The following is a 15,522-nucleotide window of genomic DNA, read 5'->3' as shown; positions in this document are numbered from 1 at the left end:
TACGATCATCGGGTGAGCGTCCCGCAGCCCCCTGAGCCGATCCCGGGCGCCCGCCTGCTCTTCTCTCTCGACCAGGCGGTCAGCCACCTCAACCACGGCTCGTTCGGCGCGGTGCCGATCGGTGTGCAGCGTGCCCAGCAGCGGCTGCGCGACGAGATGGAGGCCAACCCCCTGCGCTTCTTCACCCAGGGGCTGGTCGACCGGATCGCGCACACCCGCCGGCACCTCGCCGGGTTCCTGGGTGCCGACCCGGACGGCAGCGCCCTGGTGGGCAACACGACCACCGGCGTCGCCGTGGTGCTTCAGTCGATGGGCCTGCAAGCCGGCGACGAGGTGCTGAGCACCGACCACGGGTACGGGGCGGTGGGCATGGCCATCCAGCGCGAGTGCCGCCGCACCGGCGCGGTCAGCCGGGTCCTGCCGATCCCCCTGGCCGCCACCGACGAGCAGATCGTGCAGACCATCCGCGCCGGCCTGCGCCCCGGGCGGACCCGGCTGCTCGTCGTCGACCAGCTCACCTCGGCCACCGCCAAGCTCTTCCCGGTCGCCGCCATCGTCGGGGTGGCCCACGAGCACGGCGTGCCCGTCCTGGTGGACGCCGCGCACGCCCCGGGGATGCTGTCTACCCCGGTGGCCAGCATCGGCGCCGACTTCTGGGTGGGCAACCTGCACAAGTGGGCGTACGCCCCGCGCGGGACCGCCCTGCTGGCGGTGGCACCGCAGTGGCGGGACCGGATCGAGCCGCTGGTGGTCTCCTGGGAGCAGGAGTCGGGCTTCCCGGCCCGGGTCGAGTGGCAGGCGACCCTCGACTACACGTCCTGGTTGGCCGCCCCGGCGGGCCTGTTCACGATGCGCAGTCTCGGCGTCGATCGGGTGCGTGCGCACAACGCCACGCTCGCCGCGTACGGCCAGCGGGTGGTGGGGGACGCGCTCGGGGTGACCCCCGCTGACCTGCCTGACCCCGGCGGGCCGGAGGTGTCGCTGCGCATCATGCCGCTGCCGGCCGGCACGGCCACCACGATCGACGCGGCGCGGGCGTTGCAGACGCGGATCGGTGAGCGGCTCGCCGCCGAGGTGGCGGTGATGAGCTGGGACGGTCGGGGGTGGCTGCGGCTCACCGGCCAGGTCTACAACGCCGCCGCCGAGTACGAACGGTTGGCCGCCCGGCTGCCGGCACTGCTCGCCCAGCGCTGACCGGACGGGCCGGGAGCAGGCGCACCGGGCCGAGACCGAGCAGGGCCAACGGGTCCAGATATTCCTCGCCCCGGCGCAGGCCCCAGTGCAGGCACGCCTCGGCCGGGCAACCCGGGTGCCCGTGGAGCAGCTCGCCCAGTGGCGCACCGGCGGTGACCTGCTGGCCGGGGCGTACGGCGGGTTGGACCGGCTCGTAGGTGGTCCGCAGCCCGTCGGCGTGCCCGACGGTGATCACCGGTCGACCGGCCACCAGACCGGCGAAGAGCACGGTGCCCGGCCCGGCGCTGCGGACCACCGCGGCGGCCGGGGCGGCCAGGTCGACGCCGCGATGGCCGGGCAGCCACGGCCGGGGCGGCGGATCGAATCGGCGCACCGGACGAGGCGGCCCGTCGACCGGCCAGCGGAACCGCCCGGTGGGCTCCGGGGCGGACACCAGTGCCGCGACCGGCACGGTCGGCGTCGGTGGTTGGCCGGGCACCGCCGCGACCAGCACCGCCAACCCGCAGAGCTGGACGGTCAGGGCGAGGGGGAACGCGGCGCAGAGCAGCACGGTACGGCCGATCGGGCCAACGGGTGGCGGTCGCATGACGGCAGCCTCCGGCCGACACCGGGTCGTCCGCCAGCCCACCCGACCGAACTGTGGACAACCAGAGGTCCTGTGGACGAGCACCCATCGGCCTCGATGATCTGCTATGGCAGGCGGGCCGTTTTCGGGCCGCCACGCAGGGCCTAGGCTGGGCCGCGTACGGCGGGTGCCGCCGTCTGGACCGGGGAGGCCCGCATGACCGCTGTCGACGACCGGACGCCGCCGACCGGGCCGACGGTGGCCGAGGTGAGCGAACCGTCGCGGCTCGCCGAGCCGGACGAGGCGATCAGCGCCGAGGAGTTGCAGCTCGCGGCCCGCAACCACGGCATCCCGTTGGAGGCGCTGCGCTACGACGTCACGCCGGCCGGGCTGCACTACCTGCTGATCCACTACGACATCCCGGAACTCGACCCGGCGACGCACACGCTGACCATCGGCGGTGCGGTGGACCGGCCGCTGACGGTCACCCTCGCCGAGCTGCGTGAGCGGCCCCGGGTCACCCAGCAGGTGACCCTGGAGTGCGCCGGCAACGGGCGGGCGCTGCTGCACCCCCGGCCGGTCAGCCAACCCTGGCTGGTGGAGGCGGTCGGCAACGCCGAGTGGACCGGCACACCCCTTGCTCCACTGCTGCGGGAGGCGGGCATCGACCCGGACGCGGTGGACGTCGTCTTCACCGGCGCCGATCATGGCGTCGAGCGCGGGGTCGAGCAGGACTACCAGCGGGCGCTTCCGATCGCCGACGCGCTGCGCGAGGAGGTGCTGCTGGCGTACGAGATGAACGGCACTCCCCTGCTGCCGCAGCACGGCGCGCCGCTACGGCTGATCGTGCCGGGCTGGTACGGCATGGCGCACGTGAAGTGGGTCCACTCGATCGAGCTGCGGACCGAGCCGTTCGAGGGGTACCAGAACGCGGTGGCCTACCGGGTGCGCCGCGACGCCGACGACCCGGGCGTGCCGGTCACCCGGATCGAGCCGCGCGCCCTGGTCCGCCCGCCCGGCTTTCCCGACTTCATGTCCCGCCGCCGGGTGCTGCGACCCGGCCCGTGCACCCTGGATGGCCGGGCCTGGTCGGGGCACGCGCCGATGGTAGCCGTGGAGGTGACCACCGACGGCGGGGAGAGCTGGACGCCAGCCGAGCTGGACCCGGCGTACGCGGGGGATTTCGCCTGGCGGCGCTGGCGGCACGAGTGGGTCGCCACGCCCGGCCGGTACGTGCTCGGCGCGCGGGCGACCGACGCGTCCGGGCGGACCCAGCCGGTCGAGCAGCCGTGGAACCGGGGCGGCTTCGCCAACAACCTGGTGCAGCGGGTCGAGGTCGTGGTGCCGGCCGAGTGATCGGTGGCGGGTGTCACGCCACGGGTGGGGGCCCGTGGCAGGGCCGGGGCGGCTCGGCTGCGCTCAGCCGCCGAAGCCGGAGTCGGCGGGCAGCGAGATGTCGGGCTTCTCCAGCTCCTCGACATTCACGTCCTTGAAGGTCATCACCCGGACGTTCTTGACGAAGCGGGCAGGACGGTACATGTCCCACACCCAGGCGTCGTGCATCTCGACCTCGAAGTAAACCTCGCCGTCGGAGTTACGCACGTGCAGGTCGACCTGGTTGGCCAGGTAGAACCGACGCTCCGTCTCCACCACATAGGAGAATTGGCGGACAATGTCGCGGTACTCCCGGTAGAGCTGCAGCTCCATCTCGGTCTCGTACTTCTCGAGATCTTCCGCGCTCATCGCACTCCGCCTTCCATGGCCACATCTTCCCCCACCGGCGTCGGAGGCCGAGGCTGCTCGCCCAACGCCACGCCGACGGTACCCCCTGACGCCCCGGAGCGCTCCATCGGCTCATCCGGCCCGTGGCCGCCGGGCCGTCGGGCACGCGGCGGCCGGCCGTCGCGGCCGGAGACCGCGGCGACATTGACGTACGAGAAGCGGTGCTCCCGGCAGGGCCCGTGCTCCCGCAGCGCCGCGGAGTGCTCCGGGGTGATGTAGCCCTTGTGCTCGGCGAAGCCGTACGCGGGGAACACCCCGTCCAGCTCCACCATGAGCCGGTCCCGGGTGACCTTGGCGAGCACGCTGGCCGCCGCCACGCACGCCGCCACCCGGTCGCCCTTCCACACCGCCAGACCGGGCACGCCCAGGCCGTCCACGCCGAAGCCGTCGGTCAGCACGTACTCCGGGCGGGTGGTGAGCGAGGCGAGCGCCCGACGCATCGCGGCCAGGTTGCACACGTGCAGGCCCCGGGCGTCGACCTCCTCCGCCGGGATGACCACCACGGCGTACGCGAGCGCGCGGTCCACCACCTCCGCGTACACCCGTTCCCGGCTGGCCGGGGTGAGCAGCTTCGAGTCGGCCAGCCCTTCGATCTCGCCGCGCCGCCCCTCGGGCAGCACCGCAGCGGCGGCCACCAGCGGGCCGGCGCATGCCCCCCGGCCCGCCTCGTCGGCGCCGGCGACGTGCCGGAAGCCACGCCGCTGCAACGCCCGCTCCAGGGCGTACAGGCCGGCCTCACGGCGCACCACGGTGCGCGGCGGGGTCAGCACGACGCCTCGTCCTGACGCGCGGCGACCGAGCGCTCCAGCCGGGTCAGCAGAGCGGGCAACTCTGGGGGGTAGAACCGGTCGCCGCTGGCCGCCAACTCGTCGGGGAGCCACCAGCGGTGGTCGGCGATGCTGCGCCGCTCGACGTCGTTGAAGCCGGTGGTGTCCACCTGCCAGGAGCCCACCCGGAGGAGGAAGAAATCCTGCTCCTGGCGGTACCAGACGCCGTCGAAGGAGAACTCGGTCGCGTCGGCCCAGACTGGCTCGCCCAACTCGGCCGGGTCGAGGCGCAGGCCCGTCTCCTCGGCCAACTCCCGGGCCGCGCCCGCCGCCGGGGACTCCAGCGGATCGAGCCCGCCGCCCGGGGTGAACCAGTAGCGGTGCCCGGGTCGGGCCGGGTCGAAGCCCTCGAACAGCAGGACCCGGCCGGCCGCGTCGACGAGCAGCACGCGGGCCGCGCGTCGCGGCGTGTAGGCACGGTCGCCACTGGTCGCGCCTGCGGGGCTCGCAAGCTCACCTCTCGCGCTCACGGTCACCGCACCAGCCTGCCAGACCGACGACGGATCGCCCACGCCCCCGTCGGTCTACGGCTTGGGAATGCCGTCGAACGAGTCGGGCACGGTGAGCCAGGTGGCCCGGTTGACCGGCCAGAAGACGGTGAACGCCCGCCCGACCACGGCGTCCTCGGGGATCGTGGCCTCGGTGATGTTCTGCTGGGACTGCTGCCAGTGCTCGAGGGAGTCACCGGAGGCCGAGCGGTGGTCGCCCATCACCCACAGCCGGCCCTCCGGCACGGTGATGTCGAACTCCTGGTCGGCGGGCTTGTCGCGAATTCCGTTCATGGAGAAGATGTACGGCTCGTCCAGTGACTTGCCGTTGATCATCAACCGTTCCTGCGGGTCGCAGCAGACCACGTGGTCGCCGGGGGTGCCGATCACCCGCTTGATGAAGTCCTCACCGTCGGGGTTGCCGCTCCACTCGGTCGGAGCCTTGAACACGATCACCTCGCCGCGATGCGGTGATCGGAAGTCGTAGACCAGCTTGTTGACCAGCACCCGGTCATCGATCTTGAGGGTATTTTCCATGGACGGGGAGGGGATGAAGAAGGTCTGCAGCACAAAGGCGCGGACCAGCACCGCAACCAGGATCGCCACACCCAGCAGGATCGGCAGTTCCTTCCAGAAGGAACTGCGCGGCTTGTCGGTCTGCTCGTCAATCACGCCAAGGAGCCTACGTTGCCGGGCTGGACGGCATCGTCCGGAACGCGCGGGAACCACGTAGTGCGACTGCCAACGGAAGAATCAGCAGCCCACCGCCCTGCGGAGTCGGTCGCGCCGGAGGCGCACCGGAGGACGCCGCGGCCGGCCCGGACACGTCCTCGAAGGTCGACGGCACCGACAACCCGCTCCACCGCGACGAGGGCCAGACCACCATGAAGGCCCGGCCGACCACGTTGTCGATCGGCACCGGCCCCTGGCAACGCGCGTCCTGGGAGACCTCACGGTGGTCGCCCATCACGAAGATCTGACCGGGCGGCACGACGACCTCGTCGAAGCGCCGGGAGCGGCACTCCGACGGGTTGGGTGGCAGGTCCAGTGGTGAGTCCCGCAGGACGTACGGCTCGTTGAGCGGCGTGCCGTTGACGGTCACCCGCCCCTGACTGTCGCAGCACTTGACCCGGTCGCCGGGGAGACCGATCACCCGTTTGATGAAGTCCTTCTCACCGGGGCGGCTCACCCCGATCAGGTCTCCGACGGTACGGGCGACCCGGCCGGCGACGCCGGGCTTCGGCTCCTCGTCGACCTGCGGCGCCCAGCGGTCGGTGCCCCGGAAGACCACCACCTCGCCGCGCACCGGGTCACGAACGTCGTAGACGACCTTGTTGACCAGCACCCGGTCACCGACGAGGAGCGTGTCCTCCATCGAGCCGGACGGGATGAAGAACGCCTGAAGTAGGAAGGTGCGGATCAGCACCGCCAGGCAGAACGCGACCACCAGCAGTAGCGGCAACTCCTGCCAGAGGGGCATCTGCCGGCGGGTGCGGCGAGCCCGTCGGCGCCACGGATCGACGGTGCCGTCCTCGTCAAGCGTCTGCACCACGCCACTCCCCGGTCCGCAGAAACACCACCGCCCGGGAGCCTCGTCGAGGCTCCACGGGCGGTAGTGGACAACTGCCCGCCACGTGGGCGGGACCGCCGCCTCGCTGCGCCCGTACGACCAGGGTAGTGCGCTCTGGTCGGTACGGCATACGCGCAGCTCGGGCGGCGTGGCGAGCGGGAAGTCAGCTGGGCTGCTTCTCCCGCTTCTCCTTGATCTTGGCCTTCTTGCCGCGCAGCTCGCGCAGGTAGTAGAGCTTGGCGCGACGCACGTCACCGCGGGTCACGACCTCGATCCGGTCGATGCCCGGGCCGTTGATCGGGTAGGTCCGCTCGACGCCGACACCGAAGCTGACCTTGCGGACCGAGAAGGTCTCGCGCAGACCGTCACCCTGGCGGCGGATCACGACGCCCTGGAAGATCTGGACACGGGACCGGTTGCCCTCGACGACGCGGGCGTGCACCTTGACGGTGTCACCGGCCCGGAAGTCGGGAAGGTCGGTCCGCTTCGACTGGGCGTCAAGGGCGTCCAGGATGTTCATCGCTGCGTCCTCGTAAGGCTCACGGCGCACCGTCACTCGGTGCGCGGGTGGGTGATTCTGATTCCCGGGTGGAGATCGGCGAACCGACCCCCGGTCGGGGATCCTCGCAGCCGACCGCGGGCGCGGACGGATGCGGCAACCCCCCTACTTTGCCACATCCCCCGGCGGAGGTTGAAATCCGGCCTGGTCCAGGGCCGCGATGTCGCGTTTGTCGAGCCGATCGGCGGGCAACGCGGCCAGCAGGTCCGGACGGCGGGCCGCGGTGCGCAGCAGACCCTCCTCGCGCCGCCAGCGGGCGATCTTGCCGTGATCCCCGGAGCGGAGCACCTCCGGCACGTCGTGCCCACGCCAGCTCGGCGGCTTGGTGTAGATCGGCGCTTCCAGCAGCCCGTGCGCGTGCGACTCCTCGTCCAGCGAGCCCGCGTTGCCCAGCACCCCCGGCAGCAGCCGGGTGACCGCCTCCAGCATCACCAGAACCGCCACCTCGCCGCCGAAGAGCACGTAGTCACCGAGCGAGACCTCGGTGACCGGCATCCGGGTGGCGGCGTGCGCCAGGACGCGCTGGTCGATCCCCTCGTAGCGGCCACAGGCGAAGAGCAGATGCGACTCGGCCGCCAACTCGTACGCCATGGCCTGGGTGAACGGGGCACCGGCCGGCGACGGCACCAGCAGCCGGGGCGGCGGGGCCTCGGTCGGCGCGAGGGCGTCCAACGCCTCACCCCACGGCTCCGGCCGCATCACCATTCCCGGCCCGCCACCGTAGGGGGTGTCGTCGACCGTGCGGTGCACGTCGTGGGTCCAGGTCCGCAGATCGTGCACGGCGAGCTGGAGTACGCCGTTGGCCCGTGCCCGTCCGATCAGCGACAGGTCCAGCGGGGCGAAGTACTCCGGGAAGATCGACACGACGTCGACGCGCATGCGGGGTGGTCCTAAAGGTCGAGCAGTCCGGCGGGCGGGTCGACGATCACACGTCCGCCGGCCAGGTCGACCTCCGGAACGATCGCCCGGACGAACGGGATCAACGCGGTACGCCCCTCGGGGCGCCGCAGCACCAGCAGGTCGGACGAGGGCGCGTGGTCGATGCGGGCGACCTCGCCCAGGCGTTCGCCGGTCGGGGTCACCACGGCCAGCCCAACCAGCTGGTGATCGTGGAACTCCTCCGGGTCGTCCGGTGGGGTCACGTCGGCGCTGTCCACCACGAGCAGGGTGCCGCGCAGCGCCTCGGCGGTGTTGCGGTCCAGGATTCCACCGAACGCGATCAGCACCCGGCCCTGGTGGAAGCGGGCTTCCTCGATGGTCAGCTCCGCCGGAACCCGGAACGGCACCCCAGGCTCGTCCGCCGTGGCGGGCGAGGGGGGTGTCGCCCCCGGCTCAGTGCGCAGCACTGTGCCGGGGGCGAACCGTGCCTCTGGTTCGTCGGTCCGCACTTCCACGGTGACCTCACCGCGGACACCGTGCGGCTTGCCGATCCTGCCGACGACGAGCTGCATCAGTACGAGTCGACGATGTCGACGCGAACCCCACGCCCGCCGATGGAGCCGATCACCTGGCGCAGCGCCTTGGCGGTCCGACCGGACCGCCCAATCACCGTGCCGAGGTCCTCGGGGTGCACGCGGACTTCGAGCCGCTTGCCCCGACGGGAATCGACCATCCGCACCCGGACGTCGTCCGGGTGGTCGACGATGCCCTTGACCAGGTGCTCCAACGCCGGACGCAGTGGCATGTCAGGCCTGCTCACCGGCGTCGGCAGCGGCCGGGGCCTCGGCCGGAGCCTCGGTCTTCGGCGCCTCGGCCGGAGCCTCAGCAGCCTTGGCGGCCTTCTTGGCCGGCTTGGCCGGGGTCTCCGGGGCGAGCCCGGCGGCGGCCTTCGCCTCAGCCTCGTACGCCGCCTTGCGGTCGGCCCGCTCGGGGGCGACCAGGAGCGGCGGCGGGGCCGGCAGGCCCTTGTACTTCTGCCAGTCACCGGTCAGCTCCAGCAGCCGCTGCACCGCCTCGCTCGGCTGAGCGCCGACGGACAGCCAGTACTGGACCCGCTCCGACTTGACCTCGATGATCGAGGGGTCTTCCTTGGGCTGGTACACCCCGACGAACTCGATCGCCCGGCCGTCACGCTTGGTGCGCGAGTCGGCGATGACGATGCGGTACTGCGGGTTGCGGATCTTGCCCATCCGCAGGAGCCGGATCTTTACGGCCACAGTTGTTTCGCTCCTGTTGCGATCTCACCGGCCCAGGCGGGCGGTGTGCATGGGTGAGCGCCGACCGGACCCGTGGGGTTGGGCCGGAGACTACTCGGTGGACTAGCGACGTGCCCGGGTTAGAGGGCGCCGGACGCGCGCCGGATACCAGCGACCCATTCTGCCAGATCCGCTGCCGATCGCACGCATCGGACCCGTACACCTCGTTGTCGGTGACCTGGAACACCGCTCAACGCACCGGAGGACGGTCCCATCCCGGTGGAAGCTTGTCCGGTACGTCCCATCCTGGCGGGGGCGTGAAGTCGCACCAGGTGCCGTCGAACGGGAACTCACCGGCCTCGGCGAGCGCGATCACCCGCTCCCCCTCGGCGCGTACCGCCTTCTCGTCGGTCACCCAGTAGTCGGCGCCGAAGGCGAGCCGCTCGGCGAACTCGTCCTCGTCCTTCCACTCCCAGCTGAGGTCCGGCCGCACCACCACGTCCAAGTCCTGGTCCACCACGTCGACGCCGGCCACCGGGCCGTCGTCCCAGCGGACACCGGGCTCCTCCAGGTTGACGTACCAGTTGGCGAACCGACCCTCGGCGTCGCGGAACCACCAGACGGAGTGCGCCGCCCCGGTGGGCAGGAACTTCAGCAGCGGCGGGCCGTTCCACCGCCCGTGCGCCATCCGGTACTCCGAAGCGACCCACTGGGCGAACGGCAGCGCGCGCATGTTGAGCCCGGCCTCGGTCACCTCGTGGGCCACCGGCGAGTCCCGGACGATCCAGACCAGCAACCCTCGATCGTCGTCGCTGACCACGCGGGCCGGCCGGACCCACCCGATCCGGCCGTGCCGCACGTTCCGGTGCATGATCAGCCGGCCCGGCGCGAACCGGTCGACAGGGTTGCCCGGCCGCACCTCAGTAGGCGCGGGCGAGGATGGCGATCAGGTCGGGCTCGTCCTCGGAGTCCGGTACCGAGCCGTCGGCGCGCAGCAGGCAGCGCACCGTGACGCCCTGACCGTTCGCCTCGGCCTCGCCGGCCACGCCGACCGCCGACCACGGCACCCGTGCCCAACCGGTCGCGGCAGCCTCGATCGCCTCGGCCAGGGTGGCCACCTCCACCGTGCGCGCCTCGCGATTGGCCAGCGCCTGGTCGTGCAGCACCTGCTGGTCGGTCTCCAGGGCGGCCAGCACCGCGGCGATCACGTCGGCCACCGGCGTCGGAGTCTTCGACCCGTCGGTCCGGCGCACCACCGTCGCGTTGCCGACGGCCAGGTCACGAGGGCCGACCTCGACGCGTACCGGATAGCCGCGCAGCTCGGCGTCGACGGCCCGGCGGCCGAACGGGGTGTCGGTCCGGTCGTCGAGCGCGACCCGGACACCGGCGTCGCGCAGGCCATCGCGCAGCTTGGCCGCCGCCTCCGCGACGCCCTCGCCGTCCTTGACGATCATGACGTACGCCTGGATCGGGGCCAGCCTCGGCGGCACGCGCAGGCCGTTGTCGTCGCCGTGCGCCATGATCAGGCCACCCAGCATCCGGGTGGACGTGCCCCAGGAGGTGGTCCAGGCGTGCTCCCGGCCGCCCTCCTTGGCCGAGTAGCTGATGTCGAACGCCTTGGCGAAGTTCTGACCCAGCTCGTGGCTGGTGCCCAGCTGCAGCGCCTTGCCGTCGCCCATCATGCCTTCGCAGGTGTACGTGGCCGTCGCGCCGGCGAAGCGCTCGCGCGTCGTCTTCAGGCCGACCACCACCGGAATGCCGATCACGTTGACCATCAGGTCCTCGTACGCCTCGTGCAGGATCCGCCGCGCGTACGCCCGGGCGTCCTCGCGGGTGGCGTGCGCGGTGTGCCCCTCCTGCCAGAGGAACTCGCTGGTCCGCAGGAAGATCCGCGGGCGCAGCTCCCACCGGACCACGTTCGCCCACTGGTTGAGCAGCAGCGGCAGGTCCCGGTACGAGTCGATCCACTTGGCCATGAACTCGCCGATGACCGTCTCGCTGGTCGGCCGCACCACCACCGGCTCGGCCAGGGGCTTGCCACCACCGTGGGTGACGACCGCCAGCTCCGGCGAGAAGCCCTCGACGTGCTGCGCCTCGCGCTTGAGGTAGCTCTCCGGGATGAACAGCGGGAAGTACGCGTTCTCCGCACCCGCCGCCTTGATCCGGGCATCCATCTCGAGCTGCATACGCTCCCAGATGGCGTAGCCGGCCGGTCGGATGACCATGGTGCCGCGAACCGGGCCGTTGTCGGCCAGCTTCGCCTTAGCGATCAGGTCCTGGTACCAGCGGGGGAAATCCTCCGCACGGGGAGTGAGCACGCGTGCCATGACCGCACATCCTATGCGCCAGGCGAGCGGAGACCGCTGAGTGGGGTCGTGACGGCGCTGAGTGGGGTCGTGACGGTGCTGAGTGGGTCGACGGAGCGCCGGTAGAATTCGACCACCATGGCTACCTCGACGGACTCACCGCGCCAGCGGCTGCGGGACACGATCGTGGACGCCGCCCGCGCGCGGACCATCGCCGCCGGGTGGGACGCGGTCCGGATGGGCGGAGTGGCCACCACGGCCGGGGTGAGCCGGCAGACCGTCTACAACGAGTTCGGTAGCAAGGCGGGGCTGGCCGAAGCGCTCGCCCGCGCCGAGGTGGACCGGTTCGTCGGCGATGTTCGCGACGCGCTGCTCGCACACGGCTCCGACGTGCGAGCCGGCGCGTACGCCGCCATCGCGCACACCCTCGCCACAGCGGCGGACAACCCGCTGGTCAAGGCGATCCTGACCAGCGCCCGGGGCGGGTCGGACGAGCTGCTGCCGTACCTCACGACCCGCGCCGAGGTGGTGCTCACCGAGGCGTCCGGCACGCTTATCGACTGGGCCGGCGACCACCTGCCCGGAGCCGACCAGGCCGCGCTGGCCTTCGCCGCCGACACCATCGTCCGCCTGGTGGTCAGCCACATCGTGCTCCCCCGGGAACCAATCGGGCAGACCGCGACGGCCCTCGCCAACCTCGCCGTACACCTCTTCAGCGCCGCCGCCCGCCCAGCCCCCTGACCCCGCCACCCGCCGCAGGCTGCCCGCTGGTCAGCGGATCACGCGGCCACGGAGGATCGTGCGGGACGGGGCACGAACGACGCGCAGGTCGTTCCGGGGGTCCTCGGGGTAGACGGTGAGGTCGGCGAGGCCGCCCTCGATCAGGCCGGGGAAGCCGAGCCACTCCCGGGCGCCCCAGGAGGCGGCGGCGAGTACGTCGATGGGTGCCAGGCCGGCCTGTTCGTGCAGCAGCAGCATCTCCTCGGCGGCTAGTCCGTGGTCGATGCCGCCCCCGGCATCGGTGCCCACGTAGATCGGCACGCCCGCCTCGTGCGCGGCGCGCACCACCTCGGGGAAACCGTCGCGTAGCGCGAGCATGTGCTCGGCGTACCCGGGGAACTTGCCCCGCGCCTGCTCGGCGATGCCGCCGAAGGTGGCAATGTTGATCATTGTGGGGATCAGCGCGGTGCCCTGGCGGGCCATCTCGTCGATCAGGTCGAGGCTGAGCCCGGTGCCATGCTCCACCGAGTCGACTCCGGCCCGCACCATGATCTCGACAGCGGACTCGGAGAAGGTGTGCACCGCGGCGCGTACCCCGGCGTCGTGCGCCGCCCGCACGGCGGCGGTGAGGGTGTCCGCGTCCCAGGCCGGCGCCAGGTCACCCACTCCCCGGTCGATCCAGTCGCCGACCAGCTTGACCCAGCCGTTGCCGGCCCGCGCCTGCGCGGCGACCGTCGCGGCCACGTCGGTGGCGCCGACCTCCACGCCGATGTCGCGCAGGTAGCGCTTCGGCGGGGCGACATGCTGGCCCGCGCGGGCCAGTCGCGGCAGGCCCGGCTCGTCGTCCAGTTCGGGGTACGGGTACGGCGAGCCGGCGTCGCGGATCGCCAGCACACCGACGTCGCGGTCGATGTGGGCCAACTCGCGGGCCTGATCGAGCGAGGTGATCGGGGCGCCACCTCGGGCGATGCCGATGTGGCAGTGCGCGTCGACAAGCCCTGGCAGCACGAAGCCGCCGTCCACGACGGTCTGCGCGCCGGGCACCGGGGTGAAGGTCACCCGGTCGCCGACCAGCCAGAGATCCCGGACCTCGTCGTCGGGGAGCAGCACGCCGCGCACATGAAGAGCCATGCGCACAGTCCTACCCGATCACCTCTTTGCCCGTTCGAGGACCTCCTGTCGGCGGCGCGTCCACGCCGGCAGGTCCAATATCACTTTCCACGGGCGGTCGATGGTGACAAGACCATCGGTTTCCACGCTGGGTTCGTAGCCGCCCTTGGGGCTGAGCAGCAGCTCGGTGAAGGTGATCTTCTCCCGCAACGGGTCGATCACCCAGTACGCCGCGACGCCCGCGTTGGCGTAGATGCGAACCTTCTCGTGCCTGTCACGAATAGTGGAGTCAGGCGAGATCACCTCGACCGCGAGCAGGGCATCCTGCACCGGCACGGGTGACCGGTTGGCCTGCTCGACCCGGATGACCACCACGTCCGGTCGTGGCTCGTTACGGCGGTCGATCGACAGCGACTGGTCCATGCTGACGAAGAAGTCGTCAGGGCAGGCGAGTTCCAGGGCGAACATGACGCGACCGCAGATGAACTGATGCAGCGGTGTGGGGGACGGCACGATCAACCTTCCGTTGATCAGTTCGTACGGAAGGTCCTTCGGCAGATCACCGAGGTCGTCGACCGTCCACTCGTGCCGCTCCGGCAGGATCGGGGCTGCGGTCATGACATCTCCTTCCAGGGGGCGACATCACCCTAGGCAAGGATGACATCGCCCGCCGTCACCAACACGCGTCAGCGCGGGCCCTTGTCGCCGCCCTTGCCGAGCTTGTTGAAGTCGATCTTCGGGAGCTTGAAGCCGGGCGGGAGGCCCTGGCCGCCAGCGAGGTCGTTCGGGTCCATTCCCGGCGGGAGCTGCGGCATGCCACCCGGGAAGCCGCCCGGCAACCCGGCGCCGGCCCCGGTACGCGGACGACCGCCGCCCTTGGTGCCCTTGCGCTTGTTCTTGGGGCTCTTGGTCGCCTTGCGCCGGCCACCGCCGGGCAGGCCCATCATGCCGCCCATCTGCTTCATCATCTTCTGCGCGTCGGCGAAGCGGTTGAGCAGCTGGTTGACGTCCATCACGGTGACCCCGGAGCCGTTGGCGATGCGCGCTCGGCGGGAGCCGTTGATGATCTTTGGATTGGTGCGCTCGCCCGGGGTCATCGACCGGATGATCGCGGTGACCCGGTCGAAGTGGCTGTCGTCCAGCTCGGCGAGCTGGTCTTTCATCTGCCCCATGCCCGGCATCATGGCCAGCACGTTGGCGATCGGGCCCATCCGCCGCACCGCGATGAGCTGATCGAGGAAGTCGTCCAGGGTGAACTGCTCGCCGCCCATCAGCTTGGCGGTCATCTTCTCCTTCTGATCGGAGTCGAAGGCCTGCTCGGCCTGCTCGATCAGAGTGAGGACGTCGCCCATGCCGAGGATCCGGCTGGCCATCCGGTCGGGGTGGAAGACGTCGAAGTCCTCCAACTTTTCACCGGTGGAGGCGAACAGGATCGGCTGCCCGGTGACCTCGCGGACCGACAGCGCGGCACCACCGCGGGCGTCGCCGTCGAGCTTGGAGAGCACCACGCCGGTGATGCCGACGCCGTCACGGAACGCCTCGGCGGTGCGGACGGCGTCCTGACCGACCATCGCGTCGATGACGAAGATGACCTCGTCCGGCGAGACGGCGTCGCGGATGTCGGCGGCCTGCTGCATCATCTCGGCGTCGATGCCGAGCCGGCCGGCGGTGTCGACGATGACGATGTCGCGAGCGGCGCGCTTCGCGTGCTCGATCGACGCGCGGGCCACCTGCACCGGGTCACCGGTGCCGTTGCCGGGCTCCGGGGCGTACACCTCGACACCGGCCCGACCACCGAGCACCTGGAGCTGCCCGACGGCGTTGGGGCGCTGGAGGTCGGCGGCGACGAGCAGCGGCTGGTGGCCCTGGGCCTTGAGCCAGCGGGCCAGCTTGCCGGCGAGGGTCGTCTTACCGGAACCCTGGAGGCCGGCCAGCATGATCACCGTCGGCGGCTGCTTGGCGAACTGGAGCCGTCGCCCCTCACCGCCGAGCACGTTGATCAGCTCGTCGTTGACGATCTTGATGATCTGCTGGGCCGGGTTCAGCGCCTGGGAGACCTCGGAGCTGCGCGCGCGCTCCTTGACGTTCGCGATGAAGCCCTTGACCACCGGCAGCGCGACGTCCGCCTCCAGCAGCGCGAGGCGGATCTCGCGCGCGGTGGCGTCGATGTCGGCGTCGGTGAGCCGACCCTTGCCGCGGAGCTTGGTGAAGATCCCGGACAGGCGGTCACTCAAGGTGTCAAACACGCGAACATCCCGTTTGTCAG

The 15,522-nt window shown here is 71.4% G+C and carries 19 protein-coding genes; 3 read left to right on the top strand and 16 right to left on the bottom strand.

The features are described from left to right. The first annotated feature begins 12 nt into the window (after positions 1 to 12). Positions 13 to 1,194 (top strand): aminotransferase class V-fold PLP-dependent enzyme, encoded by a 1,182-nt coding sequence (locus IF46_RS0107195; protein ID WP_030487493.1) that lies wholly within the window; start codon positions 13 to 15, stop codon positions 1,192 to 1,194. On the opposite strand, the gene IF46_RS32315 is transcribed toward IF46_RS0107195, so the two are convergent. After that, positions 1,115 to 1,780: a murein hydrolase activator EnvC family protein gene (locus IF46_RS32315; protein ID WP_036391262.1), complete on the bottom strand. Its 666-nt coding sequence runs from the start codon at positions 1,778 to 1,780 to the stop codon at positions 1,115 to 1,117. The genes IF46_RS0107195 and IF46_RS32315 overlap by 80 nt on opposite strands. Positions 1,781 to 1,975: 195 nt before the next feature. Between IF46_RS32315 and IF46_RS0107185 the strand changes: the two genes are divergently transcribed. Then, the gene (locus IF46_RS0107185; RefSeq protein ID WP_051723738.1) at positions 1,976 to 3,115 is read left to right on the top strand and encodes a sulfite oxidase; all 1,140 of its coding nucleotides are present in this window, start codon (positions 1,976 to 1,978) and stop codon (positions 3,113 to 3,115) included. Positions 3,116 to 3,178: 63 nt separating this feature from the next. On the opposite strand, the gene IF46_RS0107180 is transcribed toward IF46_RS0107185, so the two are convergent. The 12 genes from IF46_RS0107180 to proS all read right to left on the bottom strand — a co-directional run bounded on the left by IF46_RS0107180 (position 3,179) and on the right by proS (position 11,447). Beyond that, complete coding sequence (locus IF46_RS0107180) at positions 3,179 to 3,502, bottom strand: DUF2469 domain-containing protein (protein WP_007075222.1); 324 nt, start codon at positions 3,500 to 3,502, stop codon at positions 3,179 to 3,181. Continuing rightward, on the bottom strand, positions 3,499 to 4,311 hold the full coding sequence (locus IF46_RS0107175; protein WP_030487490.1) for a ribonuclease HII: 813 nt from the start codon (positions 4,309 to 4,311) through the stop codon (positions 3,499 to 3,501). Before IF46_RS0107175 ends, IF46_RS0107180 begins: the two co-directional genes overlap by 4 nt. After that, positions 4,305 to 4,838, bottom strand: coding sequence for an NUDIX hydrolase (locus tag IF46_RS32310; RefSeq protein ID WP_084597813.1), 534 nt, complete (start codon positions 4,836 to 4,838; stop codon positions 4,305 to 4,307). Before IF46_RS32310 ends, IF46_RS0107175 begins: the two co-directional genes overlap by 7 nt. Positions 4,839 to 4,892: 54 nt before the next feature. Next, the gene (gene lepB, locus IF46_RS0107165; RefSeq protein ID WP_030487488.1) at positions 4,893 to 5,528 is read right to left on the bottom strand and encodes a signal peptidase I; all 636 of its coding nucleotides are present in this window, start codon (positions 5,526 to 5,528) and stop codon (positions 4,893 to 4,895) included. Positions 5,529 to 5,538: 10 nt separating this feature from the next. Next, a complete protein-coding gene (lepB, locus tag IF46_RS0107160; protein ID WP_030487487.1) occupies positions 5,539 to 6,408 on the bottom strand; it encodes a signal peptidase I in 870 nt (289 codons plus the stop codon). Between the two features lie 181 nt (positions 6,409 to 6,589). Then, positions 6,590 to 6,946: a 50S ribosomal protein L19 gene (rplS, locus tag IF46_RS0107155; RefSeq protein WP_030487486.1), complete on the bottom strand. Its 357-nt coding sequence runs from the start codon at positions 6,944 to 6,946 to the stop codon at positions 6,590 to 6,592. A gap of 144 nt (positions 6,947 to 7,090) precedes the next feature. After that, a complete protein-coding gene (gene trmD / locus IF46_RS0107150; RefSeq protein WP_030487485.1) occupies positions 7,091 to 7,864 on the bottom strand; it encodes a tRNA (guanosine(37)-N1)-methyltransferase TrmD in 774 nt (257 codons plus the stop codon). 11 nt (positions 7,865 to 7,875) lie between these two features. Further along, positions 7,876 to 8,436 carry a ribosome maturation factor RimM gene (rimM, locus tag IF46_RS0107145; protein ID WP_030487484.1) on the bottom strand — a complete coding sequence of 187 codons (561 nt, stop codon included), beginning with the start codon at positions 8,434 to 8,436 and terminating at the stop codon, positions 7,876 to 7,878. Beyond that, positions 8,436 to 8,696, bottom strand: a complete 261-nt coding sequence (locus IF46_RS0107140) for an RNA-binding protein (protein ID WP_172862164.1) — start codon at positions 8,694 to 8,696, stop codon at positions 8,436 to 8,438. The genes rimM and IF46_RS0107140 overlap by 1 nt, the downstream gene beginning before the upstream one ends. Further along, positions 8,671 to 9,141 carry a 30S ribosomal protein S16 gene (gene rpsP, locus IF46_RS0107135; protein ID WP_030487483.1) on the bottom strand — a complete coding sequence of 157 codons (471 nt, stop codon included), beginning with the start codon at positions 9,139 to 9,141 and terminating at the stop codon, positions 8,671 to 8,673. The genes IF46_RS0107140 and rpsP overlap by 26 nt, the downstream gene beginning before the upstream one ends. A 229-nt stretch (positions 9,142 to 9,370) precedes the next feature. Further along, positions 9,371 to 9,991 carry a DUF402 domain-containing protein gene (locus IF46_RS0107130; protein WP_030487482.1) on the bottom strand — a complete coding sequence of 207 codons (621 nt, stop codon included), beginning with the start codon at positions 9,989 to 9,991 and terminating at the stop codon, positions 9,371 to 9,373. 49 nt (positions 9,992 to 10,040) lie between these two features. After that, positions 10,041 to 11,447, bottom strand: a complete 1,407-nt coding sequence (gene proS, locus IF46_RS0107125) for a proline--tRNA ligase (protein WP_030487481.1) — start codon at positions 11,445 to 11,447, stop codon at positions 10,041 to 10,043. A 117-nt stretch (positions 11,448 to 11,564) separates the two neighbouring features. Here proS and IF46_RS0107120 point away from each other — a divergent pair, with 117 nt between their 5' ends. Further along, complete coding sequence (locus IF46_RS0107120) at positions 11,565 to 12,167, top strand: TetR/AcrR family transcriptional regulator (protein ID WP_030487480.1); 603 nt, start codon at positions 11,565 to 11,567, stop codon at positions 12,165 to 12,167. Between the two features lie 30 nt (positions 12,168 to 12,197). On the opposite strand, the gene IF46_RS0107115 is transcribed toward IF46_RS0107120, so the two are convergent. The 3 genes from IF46_RS0107115 to ffh form a co-directional block, all read right to left on the bottom strand. Next, the gene (locus IF46_RS0107115) at positions 12,198 to 13,277 is read right to left on the bottom strand and encodes an amidohydrolase family protein (protein ID WP_030487479.1); all 1,080 of its coding nucleotides are present in this window, start codon (positions 13,275 to 13,277) and stop codon (positions 12,198 to 12,200) included. An 18-nt stretch (positions 13,278 to 13,295) separates the two neighbouring features. Next, positions 13,296 to 13,874 carry a Uma2 family endonuclease gene (locus IF46_RS0107110; RefSeq protein WP_030487478.1) on the bottom strand — a complete coding sequence of 193 codons (579 nt, stop codon included), beginning with the start codon at positions 13,872 to 13,874 and terminating at the stop codon, positions 13,296 to 13,298. Positions 13,875 to 13,942: 68 nt separating this feature from the next. Next, positions 13,943 to 15,502, bottom strand: coding sequence for a signal recognition particle protein (gene ffh / locus IF46_RS0107105; protein ID WP_030487477.1), 1,560 nt, complete (start codon positions 15,500 to 15,502; stop codon positions 13,943 to 13,945). Positions 15,503 to 15,522 lie beyond the last annotated feature (20 nt).

The organism is Micromonospora chokoriensis (genome assembly GCF_000718555.1).
GTDB classification, from domain to species: domain Bacteria; phylum Actinomycetota; class Actinomycetes; order Mycobacteriales; family Micromonosporaceae; genus Micromonospora; species Micromonospora chokoriensis_B.
The sequence above is the reverse complement of the archived record's forward strand: the minus strand, read 5'-3'. Positions and strand labels throughout refer to the sequence as shown.